Origin of the sequence: Micromonospora sp. AMSO12t, assembly GCF_008806585.1 — a bacterium.
Lineage (GTDB): Bacteria > Actinomycetota > Actinomycetes > Mycobacteriales > Micromonosporaceae > Micromonospora > Micromonospora reichwaldensis.
Window position 1 is genome coordinate 1 of the sequence record NZ_WAAS01000143.1, and the last position, 16,342, is coordinate 16,342.

17 protein-coding genes are annotated in these 16,342 nt (G+C 74.5%); 6 read left to right on the forward strand and 11 right to left on the reverse strand.

Going from position 1 to position 16,342, the window contains the following annotated elements:
• The 3 genes from F6X68_RS20225 to F6X68_RS20235 form a co-directional block, all read right to left on the reverse strand.
• The coding region (locus F6X68_RS20225; RefSeq protein WP_192581469.1) for a cation:proton antiporter at positions 1–599 on the reverse strand (599 nt) is incomplete at its 3' end.
• 105 nt (positions 600–704) lie between these two features.
• On the reverse strand, positions 705–1,382 hold the full coding sequence (locus tag F6X68_RS20230) for an HAD family hydrolase (protein ID WP_151455763.1): 678 nt from the start codon (positions 1,380–1,382) through the stop codon (positions 705–707).
• A 39-nt stretch (positions 1,383–1,421) separates the two neighbouring features.
• Complete coding sequence (locus F6X68_RS20235) at positions 1,422–3,548, reverse strand: SpoIIE family protein phosphatase (RefSeq protein ID WP_151455764.1); 2,127 nt, start codon at positions 3,546–3,548, stop codon at positions 1,422–1,424.
• A 189-nt stretch (positions 3,549–3,737) separates the two neighbouring features.
• Between F6X68_RS20235 and F6X68_RS20240 the strand changes: the two genes are divergently transcribed.
• Entirely contained in the window at positions 3,738–4,604 is an 867-nt protein-coding gene (locus tag F6X68_RS20240; RefSeq protein WP_151455765.1) for a hypothetical protein, read from the forward strand.
• Between the two features lie 89 nt (positions 4,605–4,693).
• On the opposite strand, the gene F6X68_RS20245 is transcribed toward F6X68_RS20240, so the two are convergent.
• Positions 4,694–5,071 carry a DUF6401 family natural product biosynthesis protein gene (locus tag F6X68_RS20245; protein WP_151455766.1) on the reverse strand — a complete coding sequence of 126 codons (378 nt, stop codon included), beginning with the start codon at positions 5,069–5,071 and terminating at the stop codon, positions 4,694–4,696.
• A 162-nt stretch (positions 5,072–5,233) separates the two neighbouring features.
• On the opposite strand from F6X68_RS20245, the gene F6X68_RS20250 reads away from it, so the two are divergent.
• Positions 5,234–5,683 carry a hypothetical protein gene (locus F6X68_RS20250; RefSeq protein WP_151455767.1) on the forward strand — a complete coding sequence of 150 codons (450 nt, stop codon included), beginning with the start codon at positions 5,234–5,236 and terminating at the stop codon, positions 5,681–5,683.
• A 76-nt stretch (positions 5,684–5,759) separates the two neighbouring features.
• Here F6X68_RS20250 and F6X68_RS20255 read toward each other — a convergent pair whose 3' ends face one another.
• A complete protein-coding gene (locus F6X68_RS20255; RefSeq protein ID WP_225852318.1) occupies positions 5,760–7,529 on the reverse strand; it encodes an ABC transporter ATP-binding protein in 1,770 nt (589 codons plus the stop codon).
• 74 nt (positions 7,530–7,603) lie between these two features.
• Here F6X68_RS20255 and F6X68_RS20260 point away from each other — a divergent pair, with 74 nt between their 5' ends.
• Complete coding sequence (locus tag F6X68_RS20260; RefSeq protein ID WP_151455768.1) at positions 7,604–8,167, forward strand: TetR/AcrR family transcriptional regulator; 564 nt, start codon at positions 7,604–7,606, stop codon at positions 8,165–8,167.
• Between the two features lie 41 nt (positions 8,168–8,208).
• Here F6X68_RS20260 and F6X68_RS20265 read toward each other — a convergent pair whose 3' ends face one another.
• Entirely contained in the window at positions 8,209–8,421 is a 213-nt protein-coding gene (locus F6X68_RS20265) for a hypothetical protein (RefSeq protein ID WP_132235960.1), read from the reverse strand.
• Positions 8,422–8,575: 154 nt separating this feature from the next.
• Between F6X68_RS20265 and F6X68_RS20270 the strand changes: the two genes are divergently transcribed.
• Complete coding sequence (locus F6X68_RS20270; RefSeq protein ID WP_151455769.1) at positions 8,576–9,772, forward strand: sugar MFS transporter; 1,197 nt, start codon at positions 8,576–8,578, stop codon at positions 9,770–9,772.
• Positions 9,773–9,889: 117 nt separating this feature from the next.
• On the opposite strand, the gene F6X68_RS20275 is transcribed toward F6X68_RS20270, so the two are convergent.
• The 4 genes from F6X68_RS20275 to F6X68_RS20290 form a co-directional block, all read right to left on the reverse strand.
• Positions 9,890–10,150, reverse strand: a complete 261-nt coding sequence (locus tag F6X68_RS20275) for a hypothetical protein (protein WP_151455770.1) — start codon at positions 10,148–10,150, stop codon at positions 9,890–9,892.
• Between the two features lie 93 nt (positions 10,151–10,243).
• The gene (locus F6X68_RS20280; protein WP_151455771.1) at positions 10,244–10,705 is read right to left on the reverse strand and encodes an SRPBCC family protein; all 462 of its coding nucleotides are present in this window, start codon (positions 10,703–10,705) and stop codon (positions 10,244–10,246) included.
• 52 nt (positions 10,706–10,757) lie between these two features.
• Positions 10,758–11,174: a DUF2795 domain-containing protein gene (locus F6X68_RS20285; RefSeq protein ID WP_151455772.1), complete on the reverse strand. Its 417-nt coding sequence runs from the start codon at positions 11,172–11,174 to the stop codon at positions 10,758–10,760.
• 72 nt (positions 11,175–11,246) lie between these two features.
• Positions 11,247–12,227: a YihY/virulence factor BrkB family protein gene (locus F6X68_RS20290; RefSeq protein ID WP_151455773.1), complete on the reverse strand. Its 981-nt coding sequence runs from the start codon at positions 12,225–12,227 to the stop codon at positions 11,247–11,249.
• Between the two features lie 158 nt (positions 12,228–12,385).
• On the opposite strand from F6X68_RS20290, the gene F6X68_RS20295 reads away from it, so the two are divergent.
• Positions 12,386–12,787 (forward strand): ChaB family protein, encoded by a 402-nt coding sequence (locus F6X68_RS20295; protein ID WP_132235972.1) that lies wholly within the window; start codon positions 12,386–12,388, stop codon positions 12,785–12,787.
• Between the two features lie 61 nt (positions 12,788–12,848).
• On the opposite strand, the gene F6X68_RS20300 is transcribed toward F6X68_RS20295, so the two are convergent.
• On the reverse strand, positions 12,849–14,282 hold the full coding sequence (locus tag F6X68_RS20300; RefSeq protein ID WP_151455774.1) for an aldehyde dehydrogenase: 1,434 nt from the start codon (positions 14,280–14,282) through the stop codon (positions 12,849–12,851).
• Positions 14,283–14,352: 70 nt separating this feature from the next.
• On the opposite strand from F6X68_RS20300, the gene F6X68_RS20305 reads away from it, so the two are divergent.
• Entirely contained in the window at positions 14,353–15,957 is a 1,605-nt protein-coding gene (locus tag F6X68_RS20305) for an NAD(P)/FAD-dependent oxidoreductase (RefSeq protein ID WP_151455775.1), read from the forward strand.
• Positions 15,958–16,342: the final 385 nt, after the last annotated feature.

Consider the following 16,342-nt stretch of genomic DNA (forward strand, 5'->3'; position numbering starts at 1 on the left):
ACGTCCACGCCGAGCCAGTGACCCAGCCAGTCGCCGGGGGCGAGGCTGGTGGTGGCGATGGCGATGGCCGCGTACACGAAGGGGAAGGCCAGCCCGTCGTTCAGCCCGGCCTCGGAGGTGAGGGCGAAGCGGACCTCGTCCTCGGAGTCCTCGACGTCGGTGGGCTCGCCGACCTGCACGTCGGCGGCGAGCACCGGATCGGTCGGGGCGAGGGCCGCCCCCAGCAGCAGCGCGGCGGCCGGGACCAGCCCGGCCCACCACCAGCCGAGCACCGCCACCGCCACGATGCACAGCGGCATGGCGATGGCCAGCAGCCGCCAGGTCGACGACCAGCGGGCCCAGCTCAACGGCCGGTCGATCTTCAGCCCGGCACCCATCAGCGCGACGAGGACGCCGATCTCGGTGAGGTGGGTGGCGATCTCCGGGTGCGCGAGCGGGTCGGGGTCCGGCAGCCCGATGGGGAGGAGGAAGACCAGCATGCCCAGCCCCAGGAAGGCGATCGGCATGGACAGTGGCCGGCGTTCGAGCACGCGGGGCAGGATCCCCGCCAGCAGCGCGCCCAGACCGACCACCGCGAACGCCACGTCTACCGGCTCCACGACCCCACCTCTCCGCCTCGCCCACGGCGTGCGGGCAGGTGGTGCAAGTCCTTGCCCCCGGAAGACTTCTCGTATTCCTCTTCGGAGCGACGGAGCCGGCGGCGGTCACCCCGCCCGGGTGACCGGCGAGTCGTCGAGGGCGGCGAGCAGCGCGGCGGGATCCTCGTAGACGGCCACCGCACCGGCCCCGGCCAGCTCGCCCCGGCCGGTGCCGCCGCAGGTCAGACCGACGCAGGGGATGTCCAGCTCGCCGGCGGCGGCGACGTCCCACACCGAGTCACCGACGAAGACCACGCGTTCGGCGGCGAGCCCGGACTGCTCCAGCGCGGCGACCAGGATGTCCGGCGCCGGCTTGCTCTCCCGCGCGTCCGCCGAGCTGGTGATCGTGTGGATCACGTCGTCGGCGGCCAGCGCCCGGCGCAGCGCGGTCACCTCGTGCTCGGCGGCGGAGGTCGCCAGCACCACCCGAAGTCCCCGCTCCGCGCAGGCGCGCAGCAGGTCGGCGGCGCGGGGCAGCGGGACCAGCCGCTCCCAGTACTCGGCGAAGAGGGTGTCATGGGCGGCGCGCAGCTTCTGGTCCGCGCTCCGGTCGCGCTCCGGGCCGAGCAGGTGGTCGAGCAGCTTGTCCGAGCCCATCCCGATGGCGCGGTGGATCGTCGCCATGGGTACGGGCCGGTCGGTCTGGCGCAGCGCCTCCCACCAGCTCACGGTGTGCAGGTAGGTGGTGTCGACCAGGGTGCCGTCCACGTCGAAGAGGACGCCGGTGGGCTTGTCGGTGGGCATACGGTCCTCCTACCCCGTCGGGCCGGACTGACGCACCGCTCACGCGGGCGGGATGAGGATCTCGAACCAGACCGTCGAGCCGCGTACGGTCGGGTCCGTCCCCCACGCGTCGCTCAGCTCCTCGATCAGCCCCAGTCCCCGGCCCCGACTGCTGAGCGTGTCGGTCTGCGCGCGGGTCACCGTGCCCCGGGTGCCCGAGTCGGCGACCGACACCAGCAGCCGCTCCGGGCTGAGGTCGATCTCCACCCGGGCGGCCGTGCCGGCGTGCAGCAGGGCGTTGGTGGTCAGCTCGCTGGTGCAGAGCACCGCCGCGCCGATGATCGACTCGGGCACCTGCCACTCCGTGAGCTGGGCGGTCATCCAGTGCCGTACCCGGCTCGGCGCGGTCGGCTCGGCCGGCACCTCCATGCTCGTCGACCGGGACGGCCGCAGCGCGTGCTCCACCGCCAGCACCGCGACGTCGTCCTCGGTGGCGCCGGGCACCGCCGCGGTGGCCACCGCGCACAACGCGCGGGGGTCGCCGCTGCCCGCGCCGGCCACGGCGACGGCCAGGGCGTCCAGGCCGGTCGTCAGGTCCTGCCAGCGCCGCTCCACCACACCGTCGCTGAACAGCAGCAGCGTGTCGCCGGGGGCGAAGGGCACCGTGACGGTGCGCGGCCGGCAGCCCAGGCCCAGCGGGGCGCCCGCGGGCACGTCGAGGTACTCGGCGACCGGGTCGCCGTCCGGGGCGCACCGGCGGATCAGCGGCGCGGGGTGACCGGCGCTGGCCAGGGTGAGCCGCTGCCGGTCGACGTCGACGACCCCGAAGACCACCGTCACGAACAGCTCGTGCGTGTCGCCCTCGGCGCCCAGGCTGGTCACCAACCGGTCGAGCCCGGCCAGCACGGCGTCGGGGCGGGGGTCGGTCAGCGCCAGCGCCCGCAGCGCCGCGCGGACCTGACCCATCCGGGCCGCGGCCTGCACGTCGTGGCCGGCGACGTCGCCGAGCACGATCCCCAGGCCGCCGTCGGGCAGCAGGAAGGCGTCGTAGAAGTCCCCACCGGCGGCGTTGCCGTCGACGCCCGGGTCGTAGCGGGCGGCGATCCGCATCCGGGGCAGGTCGGGCAGGTGCTCCGGCAGCATGCTGCGTTGCAGCAGCTGGGCCGTGCCGTGCTGGGTCTCGAACCGGCGGGCCCGCTCGGCGGCCTGGCCGACCAGCTCGGCCGACGCGGCCAGCAGCGCGCGCCGGGCGGCCGACCAGACGTGCGGGACCTGGTAGCCGACCGTCAGCCCGCCGCGCACCACCGAGGCCCGCAGCGGCACCGCCGCGAGCGAGCGGACCTTCTGGTCGTGCCGGTCCACCGAGATGTCCCGCAGCGGCTGGCCGTCGTCGACGAAGTACGGCACGCCGCTGCGGGCGGAGGTCACCACCGGCCCCAGCCAGTCCGGCGGGACGCGCCGCCACAGCGGGGGGAGTCGCTCGTCGGCCTCGTCCATCAGCTCGCCACGGATGCGCCGGACCATCCGCCAGCCGCCGCCGCCCTCGTCGACGGCGAACGAGACCCGGTCGGCGTCGAACACGGTGATCGCGTAGCGCAGCGCGACCCGGGCCACGTCGTCCAGGGTGAGGGTGCCGGCGAGCGCCGCGGCGAAGTCGCTGAGGCTCTGCAACTGCTGGGTGACCTGGGTGGTCTCCGCGGCCACGGTCAGCACGCCGACGATCCGCCCGGCGCTGTCGCGCACGGGGGAGTAGCCCCGGGTGAAGACCGACTGCTCGACCAGGCCGGGACGGCGGTGCAGCGGGAGCGTGGTCTCCTTCTCCAGGAACGGCTCCCCGGAGCGGTAGGTGTGCGCGATGGCGTCCCCGACGCCGGGCAGCGGCCAGGACTCGGCGAACACCTGGGCCGCCGGCCGGCCCACCGCGTCGGGGTGCCGGTCGCCGATCAGCTCCGCGTACGCGTCGTTGTAGACGAGCAGGTGCTCGTCGCCCAGGGTGAGGGCCATCGGCACGGGCGAGGCGAGGAGCAGTTCGGTGGCGGCCCGGACCGCCGGGTCCCACGTCCGCCACGCACCGAGCGGGGTGCCACCCCAGTCGTGGCGCGGGACGGCGGCCGCCATGCCCGACGCGGAGGGCGTTCCCGAGACCGGGGCTGGTGGGTTCGGGACCCGTCCGACCGTTCCTGGCATGAGCGCAGCCTAGCCGGAGGGTCCGTCGGCAGTTTCCGATCATGCCCCGCGCGTCGCCGGGGCCGGACGTTCGGGCAGGTCAGGGCCGTTCTGCGGTGACATGTCGGGAAAAACCCGGGGACTCCGACGGCGTGCCGCGTCGGTGGCGGGGTAAGCGCGCGGCGCAGTCCATGCGACAGGAGGGACATCATGCCGGAAAGCCTCGCGGTCAGGCAGGTCGACATCGGCAACGCCGTGGCCGACATGTGGAGGTCGGTGCTGCTCTTCATACCGCGGGCCATCGCGTTCATCGCGATCCTCGTGGTCGGATGGCTCATCGCCAGAGCCGTGCTCAAGATCGTGGACACGGCGCTGGAACGGGTCGGGTTCGACAGGGCGGTGGAACGGGGCGGCATCAAGCGTGCGCTGGAACGCACCAAGTACGACGCCAGTGACATCCTGGCGAGACTGGCGTACTACGCCGTGCTGCTGTTCACCCTGCAGTTCGCCTTCGGGGTGTGGGGACCCAACGCGATCAGTGACCTGATCAGCGGCGTGGTCGCCTGGCTGCCACGCGCCTTCGTGGCGATCATCATCATCGTCGTGGCCGCCGCGATCGCCAACGCCGTCCGGGATCTGGTCACCGGGGCGCTGGGCGGGCTCGCGTACGGCAAGGTCCTGGCGGACCTGGTGGCGGTCTTCATCCTCGCGCTGGGTGTGATCGCCGCGCTGAACCAGGTGGGCATCGCCACCACGGTGACCACACCGGTGCTGATCGCGGTGCTCGCCACCGTGGCCGGCATCCTGATCATCGGTGTCGGCGGTGGCCTGGTGCGGCCGATGCAGAACCGCTGGGAAGGCTGGCTGAACCGGATGGCCGAGGAGTCGCGGGCGGTGCAGGAGCACCGCCGGGCCCGGGAGGCCGGTCAGACCGACGTCGGCCGGCAGATGGCGGACCGGACGGCGGCCGAGCGCACCGAGGTCATGCCCCGCGGGCAGGAGTCCGCGACGGCCGGCGGGCGCGGCACGTACCAGTCGGGGAGCGTCAGCGACGAGACCCAGCAGTTCCGCCGCTGACCTGGCGGTGAGCGAGACGGGGAGGGGTGTCCGCGACGTGCGGGCGCCCCTCCGGCGTGTCCGGCCGGGGTCCGGGGCCCGCCCGGGCTTCAGACCAGCGGGAGCGGAGCGGTCGCCGGGGCCCCGAGCGAGCGGGTCAGCGCGCAGACCGCGAGCAGCCGGGTGAGCAGCCAGTCCGGTGCGGACCAGTCCACCGGGGCCGCCGGCGGCTGCCAGCCGTGCTCCAGCGCGGCGGCGCGGACGCCCTCCGCGTAGCCGGCGAGCGCGGCGGCGCTCAGCGGCCGGCGGTCGCCGTCCAGGCTCTCCCGCACCGCCGCGGCGTGCTGGTCGACCAGGGCGAGCAGGCCCGGACGCGCGGCGGCGGCGGCCAGTCCTTCGGCGCCGACCGAGGTGGACAGGAGAGCGAGGGTGGCTCGCGCCGAACTGGCGGCGGAACGGGCCTCGACCCGGGTGAACGGCACACGCATGGTGACCGAGGCTATCCGGCCGTGACCAGGGTCGACCTCGGCCGGTCGGCGGGTTTTTGACCCTCCCCCGAACGGTCAGCGGGCGGCGCGGGGGGTTGATCCGACGCGGGTGGGGCAGGAGGAGACCGCCCGGACGGGCACAGCGCAAACCTGGAGGAACGGATGGGACGACACGAGGACGGGCCGGACGAACGGCACCGCAGGCCCGCCGGGGTCAGCGACGAGACGGTGGCGGCGCTCGGCAAGCTGAGCGAGGCGCTGGAGTGCGTCGAGCGGGTCCGCGGTCACCTCTACTCGCTGCACCAGCTGGTGGGGCACGCCGACCTGATGCTCGACGACGCCGTGGAGATGTTCCGCGCCGCCGGGCACGACCGGATCGCCGACCGGATCGACACCGACCTGCTGGGCCGCAACGTGATCGCCGGACGGTGGACGTTCCAGATCGTCGAGGACTTCGACGACAACTACTACGCCCTCTTCCGCGACCTGGACCGGGCCGCCCGGGAGGAGCTGGTCGGCGGTCGCCGGCACCTCTACGAGGCGGAGATGAAGGAGCGGCGGCGCAGCCGGGGCCGACCCGGCCACGAGGCGCGCCCCGACGGCGGAGGCTAGCCGCGTGCGCCCCCGCCGCGCGCGACGGGCGGGCCGCCGCGTCGGCGGGTGGGCTGGCTGTAGGGCCCAGGGACAGCTAGCGCGCCGCGACCGGGTGCTCCTCGGCCGCGATGCGCAGCGCCTCGACCAGGCGGCGGTAGAGGTCGTCGCCGGCCAGCAGCTCGGCGTGGGTGCCCTGGGCGCGGATCCGGCCGTGCTCCAGCACCACGATCCGGTCGGCGTCGAGCACCGTGGAGAGCCGGTGTGCGATGGTCAGCACGGCACCGACCGCCGCGCGCTGCCGGACGCACTCCTGCAACGCCGCCTCGGTCAGCCCGTCGACCTGCGCGGTCGCCTCGTCGAGCAGCAGCACGTCGGGGGTGCGCAGCATGGCCCGGGCCAGGGCGATGCGCTGGCGCTCCCCGCCGGACACCTCCGTCGACGACAGCGACGTGTCCAGTCCGTCCGGCAGTGAGTCGATCTTGTCGTCGAGCCGGACGGCGCGCAGCACGGCCCGGATCTCCTCCTCCGTGGCGTCCGGATGGGTGAACCGCAGGTTGTCGCGGATGGTGCCGGGCACCACCGGCGTCTCCTGCTCGACGTACGCCAGCCGGGCCCGCACCTGGTCGTGCCCGTGGGCCGCGTACGGTCGGCCGTCGAGCAGCAGTTGCCCCCGCTCGGGCTCGAGGAAGCGCAGGATCAGCGAGAAGAGCGTGGTCTTGCCGGCTCCCGAGGGCCCCACGATCGCGGTGTGCCCACGCCGGGGGACGGCCAGGTCGATGTCCCGCACCGCCGGGGGCGCCTCCGGGCCGTACCGGGCGGTGACCCCGCAGAACACGAGCACCGGCTGCTCCGCGTCGGGCGTCGGCGCGCGTTCCGCCGGGGCGGGCGCCGGTCCCGCCGGCTCGGTCGCGATGGTCTCGACCTCGCGGATCCGTCCCGCCGCCGCGATCCCCGCCTGCAACGCCGTGGTGTTCTGGGTCAGCTCGGTGATCGGCCCCATCAGCTGGAACGTGTACAGCAGGAAGGCGATCAGGCTGGAGATCTCCAGCAGGCCGTGCTGGGCCCGCCAGGCGCCGATGCCCAGGATCGCGATCACCGCGAGCTGGATCCCCGTCCAGGCGATCGTCCAGACCGACGCCGTCACCCGCGCGGCCCGTACGCTGTGCGTCGCCGCCTGCCGGGCGTCGGCGACGATCCGCTCGGTCAACCGGGCTTCCGCCCGGCTGGCCTTGACCGTGCGGATCGCGCGCAGCGCCCCCTCCAGGACGCCGCCCAGCGCGCCCGTCGACTCCTGCGCCGCGGCCTGCGCCTGCCCGATGCGGGGCATCAGTGCGCCCATGACCGCGGCGACGACCAGCACGGCGGCCACGGTGCAGCCGAGCAGGAACAGGTCGAGCACCCCCATCAGCACGAGGGTGCCGGCCAGGGCGATGCCGGCGTTGACCAGGCCGACGATGCTGCCGGACGCCTCGCGTAGCAGCTGGGTGTCGGAGGTGGCCCGGGTGACCAGTTCGCCGGTGGGGCGGCGTTGCAGGTCGCCGACGCGGGCCTGGAAGTAGTGCCGGACGATCGAGGCCCGCGCGTCGAGCACGACGCGCTCGGCCAGCGTTCCGAGCAGCCGCCACTGCCACAGCGAGACGGCCGCGCCGACGACGACGAGCGCCAGCAGGGCGCCGATCGGGCGGGCCATCGACTCGCCGGCGCCGAGCGTGTCCAGGACCCACTTGGTGACCATCGGCGTCGCGAGCCCGGCCGCGTTGGCGGCGAGCCCCAGCACGAGACCGAGGAGCATCGTCCGCCGGTGCGGGACGAGGAACGAGGTGAGCGTGCGCAATCGGGAGAACGCCGGGGCGGAAGGAGTCATGCCCTGAATGGAACACCAGTGTTCCATTCAGGGCAACCGGTATTCCGAAAGGACGTGTTGGTATCCTCGCCGACGTGACCGACCAGCAGGTGTCCGGCAGTCGCGCCCGGACCCGCCAGGCCATCGTCGACGCGGCGATCGAGGTGTGGGGGCGCAACCCCGCCGCCTCCCTCGGCGACATCGCCACCGCCGCCGACGTGGGGCGTACGACGTTGCACCGCTACTTCGCCGAGCGGGCCGACCTGTTCGGGGCGGTCGGCGCCGAGGCCGGCGCCCGGCTGGACCGGGCGACCGCCCAGGCGCGGATCGCCGAGGGCACCGGTGCGTCGGCCGTGCGCCGGCTCTGCCAGGAGTACTTCGACCTCGGCACTCTGCTCTCGCTGATCTTCACCGAGCCGGAGACCGGTGCCGGTTCCATCGACGGCGGGTGCGACCCGAACTTCGTCGCGATGGTCGAACGCGGGCACCGCGACGGCACCATCGACCCGGAGCTGCCGGCGGGGTGGGTGCAGAGCCTGATCTGGTCCCAGTTGTACGCCGGCTGGGCCTACCTGGCCGAGACCGGTGCCTCCCGGCACGAGGTGCTGCGCCTGATCCTGCGCACCGTCGACGGCGCGATCGCGGTCAAGCCGGGATGATCCGGCCGGCGCGGCGGGATGCCGTCGCGCCGGCTGCCGCGTCACTCCATGGAGCGGGCGTCCGCCGGGCGGCGGCGGGCCGCGTCGTCGGCGATGATCACGGTCGCCACCATCAGCGCGACGCAGAGGCTGAACAACCAGGAGTCGTCCGATGCCAGCTTGGCGGAGACGGGAGCCTGCAGCGCGGCGAGGAGGAAGCCGAGCCATGCCAGGCGGCGCTGACGCGTGGAGAGGATGCCGGAGCCCTGATGCATCCCGAAAGTCTTGCGCGCGACCCGGCGCTTGCCGTCAGCCGAACGGCCGATTCTGGATGAGCTGTCCGTTTTACCGCCCGTCCGGACCGTAATCTTCGTCCCACCGGGGGAGGCGGACTGGCGCCGCCGCCGACTCAGGGCAGGATGTTCCTCCGTGTCCACCGCCCCGCCCCGCGCCTCGCTGCTCCTGCTGGCCTACCTCGCCTTCGTCAGCCTCGGCCTGCCCGACGGCCTGATCGGCGTGGGCTGGCCCTCGATCCGGGCCGACTTCGGCGTGCCCACCGAGGCCGTCGGCCTCGTGCTCACCGCCGGCACCGCCGGGTACCTGACCTCCAGCGTGCTGGCCGGCTTCACGCTGGCCCGGCTCGGCGTCGGCTGGCTGCTCGCCGGCAGCACGCTGCTGGCCAGCCTCGCGCTCACCGGCTACGCGTCGACGCCCGGGCTCACCCTGATGGTGGGCTGCGCGCTGGTGCTCGGCCTCGGCTCCGGCGCGATCGACTCCGGCCTGAACGCGTACGCCGCCGGCGCCTTCGGCCCCCGGCACATGAACTGGATGCACGCGTTCTTCGGCCTCGGCGTGGCGCTCGGACCGTTGATCATGACCGGTGCGCTCAGCGCCGGGCTCTCCTGGCGCTGGGGCTACGGCCTGGTGGCGGGGGCCCAGCTCGCGCTGGCCGCCGCGTTCGCGCTGACCGTGCGGGCCTGGCGGGACCGCGCCCCGGCCCGCGAGCCCGCCGGGGAGGCGGCCGTCGCCCCACCGACCGTCACCCGGGTACGCGAGACGCTGCGCCTGCCGGCGGTCTGGCTCGGCGCGTCGGCCTTCGCCGTCTACGTGGCCATCGAGGTGGCGGCCGGGCTCTGGGCGTTCCTGCTGCTGACCGAGGGACGCGGCCTCGGCGCGGCCGTCGCCGGCGTCTGCGTCTCGGGCTACTGGGGCAGCCTGTTCGTCGGGCGCGTGGTGCAGGGCGTGGTGGCCGAACGGCTGGGCGCGGCGGTGGTGCTGCGGGGCAGCCTCGCCGGGATGGCGGTCGGCGCGGTCCTGATCGCGCTGCCGGCACCGGCCTGGGTCGCCGTCGCCGGGCTGTTCGTCGTCGGCTTCGCCGCCGCCCCGGTCTTCCCGCTGCTCACCCTCACCACCGCCGAGCGGGTCGGTGCGGCGCACGCGGACCGGACCATCGGGCTCCAGATCGCCGCGGCCGGGCTGGGCGGCGCGCTGGTGCCCGCCGGCATCGGGGTGCTGCTCGGCAACACCTCGGTCGAGCTGCTCGGGCCGGCGCTCGTCGTCCTCGCGCTGGGCCTGATCGCCCTGCACGCGGCCGGCACCCGCCGGCCGGCCCCGACGCCCCGCTGAGCGGCGCGGACCGTCGCGTCGAGCGGCCCGGACCCGTGGCCTCGGACGGCCCGGACTTCCGCGTCGAGCGGCGCGGCGGGCGGACCCGGGGTGGGCCCGCCCGCCGCGCCGTGCGGTTCACATCGTGTCGGGTCCGGTCCGGCCGGTCGTCGAGGGCCGGTACGCGCGGTCCGGGTCGGTCGGCTCCCGGCCCGCACCGGCGGCCTGCCCGCCGCGGTCCGCCGCCTCCGGGCCGTGCCCGAAGGCCGCCTCCTCGCCGGCGTCGTTCCCCGTCACGTCGTCGGCCTGGCCGTCCAGGGTCGACCGCGCGACGGCCCGGTCCAGTTCCTGGAGCGAAGTCCGTTCCTCGTCCCGCCACACCTTGTCGTCGTCCGTCATGTCAATCGCGGTACCCCGGCCGGGTCCCCGCAAACGACGATGGCCGCCGGGGGAGCCGGCGGCCATCGGAGGTTCACACCCGGGGGCGGGGAATCAGGGCTGCGGGCGGTCGACCTTGCCGCGCCAGGCACCGGTCTCCTGACCGCGTCGCTCGATGAACTGCTTGAACCGCTCCAGGTCGCCCTTCGCGCGCCGGTCGACGACGCCGAGCTTGTCGCCGGCCTGCTCGACCACGCCGTGCGGTTCGAACTCGAGCTGGAGCGTGACCCGGGTGGTGTCCGGGTCCAGCCGGTGGAAGGTCACCACGCCGGCCTGCTGGGTGCCGCCCGTGGAGCGCCACGCGACCCGCTCGTCCGGGAGCTGCTCGGTGATCTCGGCGTCGAACTCCCGCTTCACCCCGGCGATCTCCACTGTCCAGTGGGTCATCGTGTCCGTCAGCTGCCGGACCTCCTGGACCCCCTCCATGAAGTGGGGGAAGTCCTCGAACTGGGTCCACTGGTCGTACGCGGTGCGGACCGGGACGGAGACGTCCACGTGTTCGGTAACGCCACTCATAAGGCATCCTCCTTCGTCCGCCGGTGACGGGCCGGATCGTGCGGGGATCCGGTCACCAACGGGTCGTCTCGTTCTTGTGGCCGAGCGCCGCCCACACCTCGGAGATCGTCTGGTAGCGGGTGCCCTCGGGCAGCCGCTCCAGTTCGGCGACGATGTCCGCCGGCGCCTCGTTGTCCCGCGCGTTGGCGATCAGCGTCTCCCGGTCACCGGGCAGGGCGGCCATCGTGATGAACCGGCCGAGCCGGCTGCGTCGCTCGACGTCCTCGGAGCTCATCCCCTTGGGCGCGCCCGTACGCAGGTCGCCGGCCGGGGCCGTGGTCGGCTCCGGCTGGTCCTCACCCGCCGGCTCCGGCACACGGGACTCGTCGACCCGCGAGCCGCCGGTCCCCGGCCCCTGCACGAGGCCGCTGACCTCCCGGCTCATCTGCTCGTCGACCCTCGGTCCGTGCTTGCTGCTGCCACGTTCCATGCCTTCTGCGCTACCCGGTGGCACCGGCGGTAAACGGGCGCTCCGGCGTCGCGGCCGGTAAACCCGTACGGGTCACGTGGTGGCCGGCGTCTTCGGGGGCAGGACCGGCTCGTCGGGGTCCGGCTCGCCGGCCTGGAGCACCCGGCCGCGCTGGAGTTCCGCGTTGATCTGCACGCCGAGCATCAGCGCCGAGTTGGACAGGTAGAGCCAGACCAGGAAGGCGATCACGGCACCGAGGCTGCCGTAGGTGGCGTCGTACGAGCCGAAGTTGGCGACGTAGAGGCCGAAGCCGAAGGAGGCGAGGGCCCAGGCGACCAGGGCCACCGCGCCGCCCGGGGTGAGCCAGCGGAACCGCGGCTGCCGGACGTTCGGCGCGATCCAGAACAGCAGGCTCAGCAGCACCATCATGATCATCGCGAGCACGGGCCACTTGGCGACGCTCCACGCCGTACGCGCCAGTCCGCCGGCGTTGATCAGGTCGCCCACCGCGTCGGTGACCGGCCCGCTGACGATCAGCCCGGTGGCGACGATCGCCAACAGCACCAGCGAGATCGCCGCCAGGCCGATCTGCACCGGCCGCAGCTTCCAGATCGGCCGCCCCTCCTCGACCCCGTAGACGGCGTTGGAGGCCCGGGTGAACGCCCCGATGAAGCCGGAGGCCGACCAGAGGGCACCGAGCAGACCGAAGCTCAGCAGCGCGCTGGCCGAGTCGTTCTGGTCGACCACGCCCCGCACGACGCCGACGAAGCCCTCGTTCGCCACCACCGAGCCGGCACCCATGTCCCGGGCCAGGTCCAGCACGGTGTCGACAGTCTGCTCGCCGTTGGACACCAGCCCGACCAGGGCGACCACCACGATCGTGGACGGGAAGAGCGCGAGCACCCCGTAGTAGGTCAGGGCGGCGGCCCAGTCCGCGCAGTTGTCCTTGACGAAGTTGCGCACGCTGCGCACCAGCACTCCGCGCCAGGTGCGCCAGCTCAGCTGCCGTACCCGGCGGGGGATCCGCGGTCGCCGCTCCCCGGCGAGCACCGCGCCGGGTTCCGTCGTCGTCATGCCCGCTCCCTGCGCCCCGGCCGCCGGATGACCCGGTGCATCCGGCTTCGCCTGGCCCGCCGGTACCCCTGGCCGGAAATCGACAAACCCGACCTCCGGTTTGCCGACCTGACGCGGGGGAACGGTCAGGGGAACCCATCGACGCGGAGGAGGACGAGATGCCCGGGCGCGAGGTACTGCCCAGCACGCTGCGACGCTCCCCCAAGAAGGCGCAGCGCACCTGGGAGAAGACGCACGACTCGGCCGTGGAGACGTACGGCGAGGGGGAGCGGGCGCACCGCACCGCCTTCGCCGCCGTCAAGCACGAGTTCGAGAAGGTCGGCGACCACTGGGAGCCCAAGGGCCGCAAGGGGCCGAGCGACCGCCAGGCGGCCGGCGGCGGACCGGAGCGCCGGGCGCCCACGGCCGGCGGGGTGGACGCCAACGCCACCAAGGACCACCTGATGAAGGTGGCCCGCAAACTCGACGTGCCCGGCCGTTCGAGCATGACGAAGCCCGAACTGGTCAAGGCCATCGAGAAGGCGAACAACCGCCGGACCGCCAAGGCCCGCGGCCGCTGAGGCCACCTTTCGGGTACGCGACGCGGGGGCTGTCCGTCCGCGGACAGCCCCCGCGCGTGTCTCACCAGTGGCCGCCACCGGGCGCCTCGATGTGCACCGCCTTCGTCGCGGTGAACTCGTCCAGCAGTTCCGGCCCGTAGCCGAAACCGTGCCCGCTGCCCCGGCGCGGGTGCGCGGCACCGCCCGGCGCGCCGCCGAACACCGCGTTGACCTTCACGGTGCCGACGGGCAGTTCCCGCCAGGCGCGCTGGGCGTGACTCATCGATCCGGTCAGCACCGTCGCGGCCAGCCCGTACGGGGAGTCGGCGGCGCACCGCAGCGCCTCGGAGAACGAGTCGACGGCCACGATCGGGGCGACCGGCCCGAACGTCTCCTCGCGTACCACCGTCATGTCGTGCCGGCAGTCGGTGAGCACGGTCGCCGGGTAGAACGCCCCCGGCCCGTCGGGCAGCGTGCCGCCGGTGCGGATCCGCGCGCCCTGGGCCACCGCGGCGGTGACCTGCCCGTGCACGTGGTCGCGGTGCCGCCGGTCCACCAGCGGCCCCAGTTCGGTACGCGGGTCCCCGCCCGGGCCCGTCCGCAGCTTCGTGGCCCGCTCCGCCAGCGCCAGCGCGAAGTCCTCCGCGACGTCCCGGTGCACGTAGATCCGCTCCACCGCGACGCAGATCTGCCCCGCGTTGGCGAACGCGCCGATCGCCGCCTGCCCGGCCGCCCACACCGGGTCGACGTCGCCGTCCACGACGAGCGGATCGCTGCCGCCGTTCTCCAGCAGTACCTTCGCCCCGGTCCGTGCCGCCGCGGCCGCGATGGCCCGCCCCGTGGCGGTGGAGCCGACGTGGGCGACGACGTCCACCTCCTGGGCGGCCAGCGCCGCGCCGACCTCCGGGCCCCCGGTCAGCAGCGACAGCACCCCGGGCGGCAGCGCGGAGTCGAGCGCCTTCGCCAGCAGCCAGCCGGTCGCCGGGGCGCGCTCGCTCGGCTTGTGCAGCACCACGTTGCCGGTGACCAGGGCCGCGCCGAGCAGCCCGCAGGAGACCGCCACCGGGTCGTTCCACGGGGTGATCGCGGCGACCACCCCGCGCGGCTGCGGCGTCATGAAGTCGAGGGCGTGGGTGGCGCCGTGCAGGGTCCGCCCGCCGCGCACGGGGGCGAGTTCCGCGTACTGTCGCAGCGTGCCGATCCCCGCTTCCACGCCGCCCCGGGCGTCCGACAGGGGTTTGCCCATCTCGGCCGTCGTGGCCCGGGCCAGGTCGTCGGCCACCGCCGCCACGGCGTCCGCCGCCCGGTGCAGGGCCGCCGCCCGTTCCGCGGGGGCGGTCGCCGCCCACTCCGCCGCGACGCCGCGCGTCGCCTCCACCGCCTTGCCGACCTCGTCGGCCGTCGCGACCGGCGCCGAGCTGACCGGGGAGCCGTCGGCCGGATCGTGTACGACCAACTCGCCACCCTCGCCGCCCGCGCCCCACACTCCGCCTATGAGCTGCGCAACCGTGTACATGGCAGTGCATGCCCCGGCCCCGGCGCGGCAAACGCGTTTCGCCCGGTTGCTGGCCGGGTAGGCGGATCGGATGAGTTCGCCCGGCGCGGAGAGCGCGGACGCCGTCATCGTGGGAGCAGGCCACAACGGCCTGGTCGCCGCCAATCTGCTCGCCGACGCCGGCTGGGACGTGCTGGTGCTGGAGGCCACGGAGACCCCGGGCGGGGCGGTGCGTTCCGCCGAGGTGACGGCTCCCGGCTACCTGAGCGACCTCTACAGCTCCTTCTACCCCCTCGGCTACGCCTCGCCGGTGCTGCGCGGGCTGGGGCTCGACCGTTACGGTCTGCGCTGGCGGCACTCCCCGGACGTGCTGGCCCACCTGCTGCCCGACGGGCGGGCGGCGGTGCTCAACCGCGACCCGGAGGCCACCGCGGCCTCGCTGGAGGCGTTCGCGCCGGGCGACGGCAAGCGCTGGCTGCACGCGTACGACGACTGGCGCCAGGTGGCCGAGCCGATGCTGGAGAGCATCACCAGGCCGTTCCCGCCGGTGCGCGGGGGCCTGAGCCTGCTGCGCCGGCTGCGCGTGTCGGGGGCGCTGCGGCTGGCCCGGCGGCTGGTGGTGCCGGTACGCAAGCTCGGCGACGAACTCTTCGAGGGCGAGGGCGGCCCGGTGCTGCTGGCCGGCTGTGCCCTGCACACCGACCTGTCACCCGAGGAGGCCGGTTCGGGCGTGTACGGCTGGCTGCTCGCCATGCTGGGCCAGCAGGTCGGCTGGCCGGTGCCCGACGGCGGCGCCCAGAAGATCACCGACGCGCTGGTGGCCCGGCTGACCGAACGCGGCGGCCGGATCCTCTACGGCGCACACGTCGACCGGGTGCTGACCGCCCGCGGCCGGGCGATGGGCGTGCGTACCACCGGCGGCGCCCTCTGGCGGGCCCGCCGCGCGGTGCTCGCCGACGTCCCCGCGCCCGCCCTATACCTGGACCTGGTCGGCGCGGCGGCGCTGCCGTCCCGGCTGGTGGAGGACCTGGCGCACTTCCGCTGGGACGGCTCGACGCTCAAGGTGGACTGGGCGCTGTCGGCCCCCGTGCCGTGGACCAACCGGGCGGTCGCCACCGCTGGCACAGTGCACCTGGGGGCAGACCTGAACGGCCTCACCAGCTACGCCGCCGCGCTGGCCCGCAAGGAGATCCCGCGCGACCCGTTCCTGCTGCTGGGACAGATGTCGGTGGCCGACCCGAGCCACTCGCCGCCGGGCACCGAGTCGCTCTGGTCGTACACCCACCTGCCGTTCCGTCAGAAGTGGCGGGCCGAGGAGATCGCCGCGCACGTCGAGCGGATGGAGCAGGTGCTGGAGGAGGCCGCGCCGGGCTTCCGCAGCCTGATCGTGGGGCGGCACGTGGCCGGCCCGGCCGACCTGGAGGCGGGCGACCCGAGCCTGGTCGGCGGCGCGCTCGGCGGCGGCACCGCCGCCGCGTACCAGCAGCTGTTCCTGCGCCCGATCCCCGGCCTGGGCCGCGCGGACACGCCGGTGGACCGGCTGTTCCTGGCGAGCGCGTCGGCGCACCCGGGCGGCGGCGTGCACGGCGCGCCCGGCGCGAACGCCGCCCGCGCCGCCCTGGCCCGCGACCGCGCCCTCACCGGCCCGCTGTACGCGGCCGGGATCGACGCCGCGCACCGCGCGGTCTACCGCTGACCGCCAGCACGGCGAAGACGACAAGCTCGCGCCCTGCGCCCTGCGGCCCCCTGCGTCGCGCGCGGGGCGCTCCGGGCACCGGGCGCCCGGCACCGTGCGCGGCCGGCATCTGGTGGGGCCGGGGCGCCGTGCACTACGGCCTGGGTGACCAGGCCGACTCTTCGCCAAGCCGGACCCGCCGGCGGATTGTCTGACGAGATTGCTGACGGACAGTGAGGTCAGCGCTGGCCGCGTGGGTCGTTCGCCGCGCCCTTTGCTCTGCATCCATATACGCAACAGTTGCTCTGAGTGATGGCGTGTGGCGAGTCCGCTGCACCGGCGGCGAGCCGGCCCCAGGTCAGCGACGTGGTGCGTCCGTGGCTGCAGAGCAAAGGGCGGAGAGCGG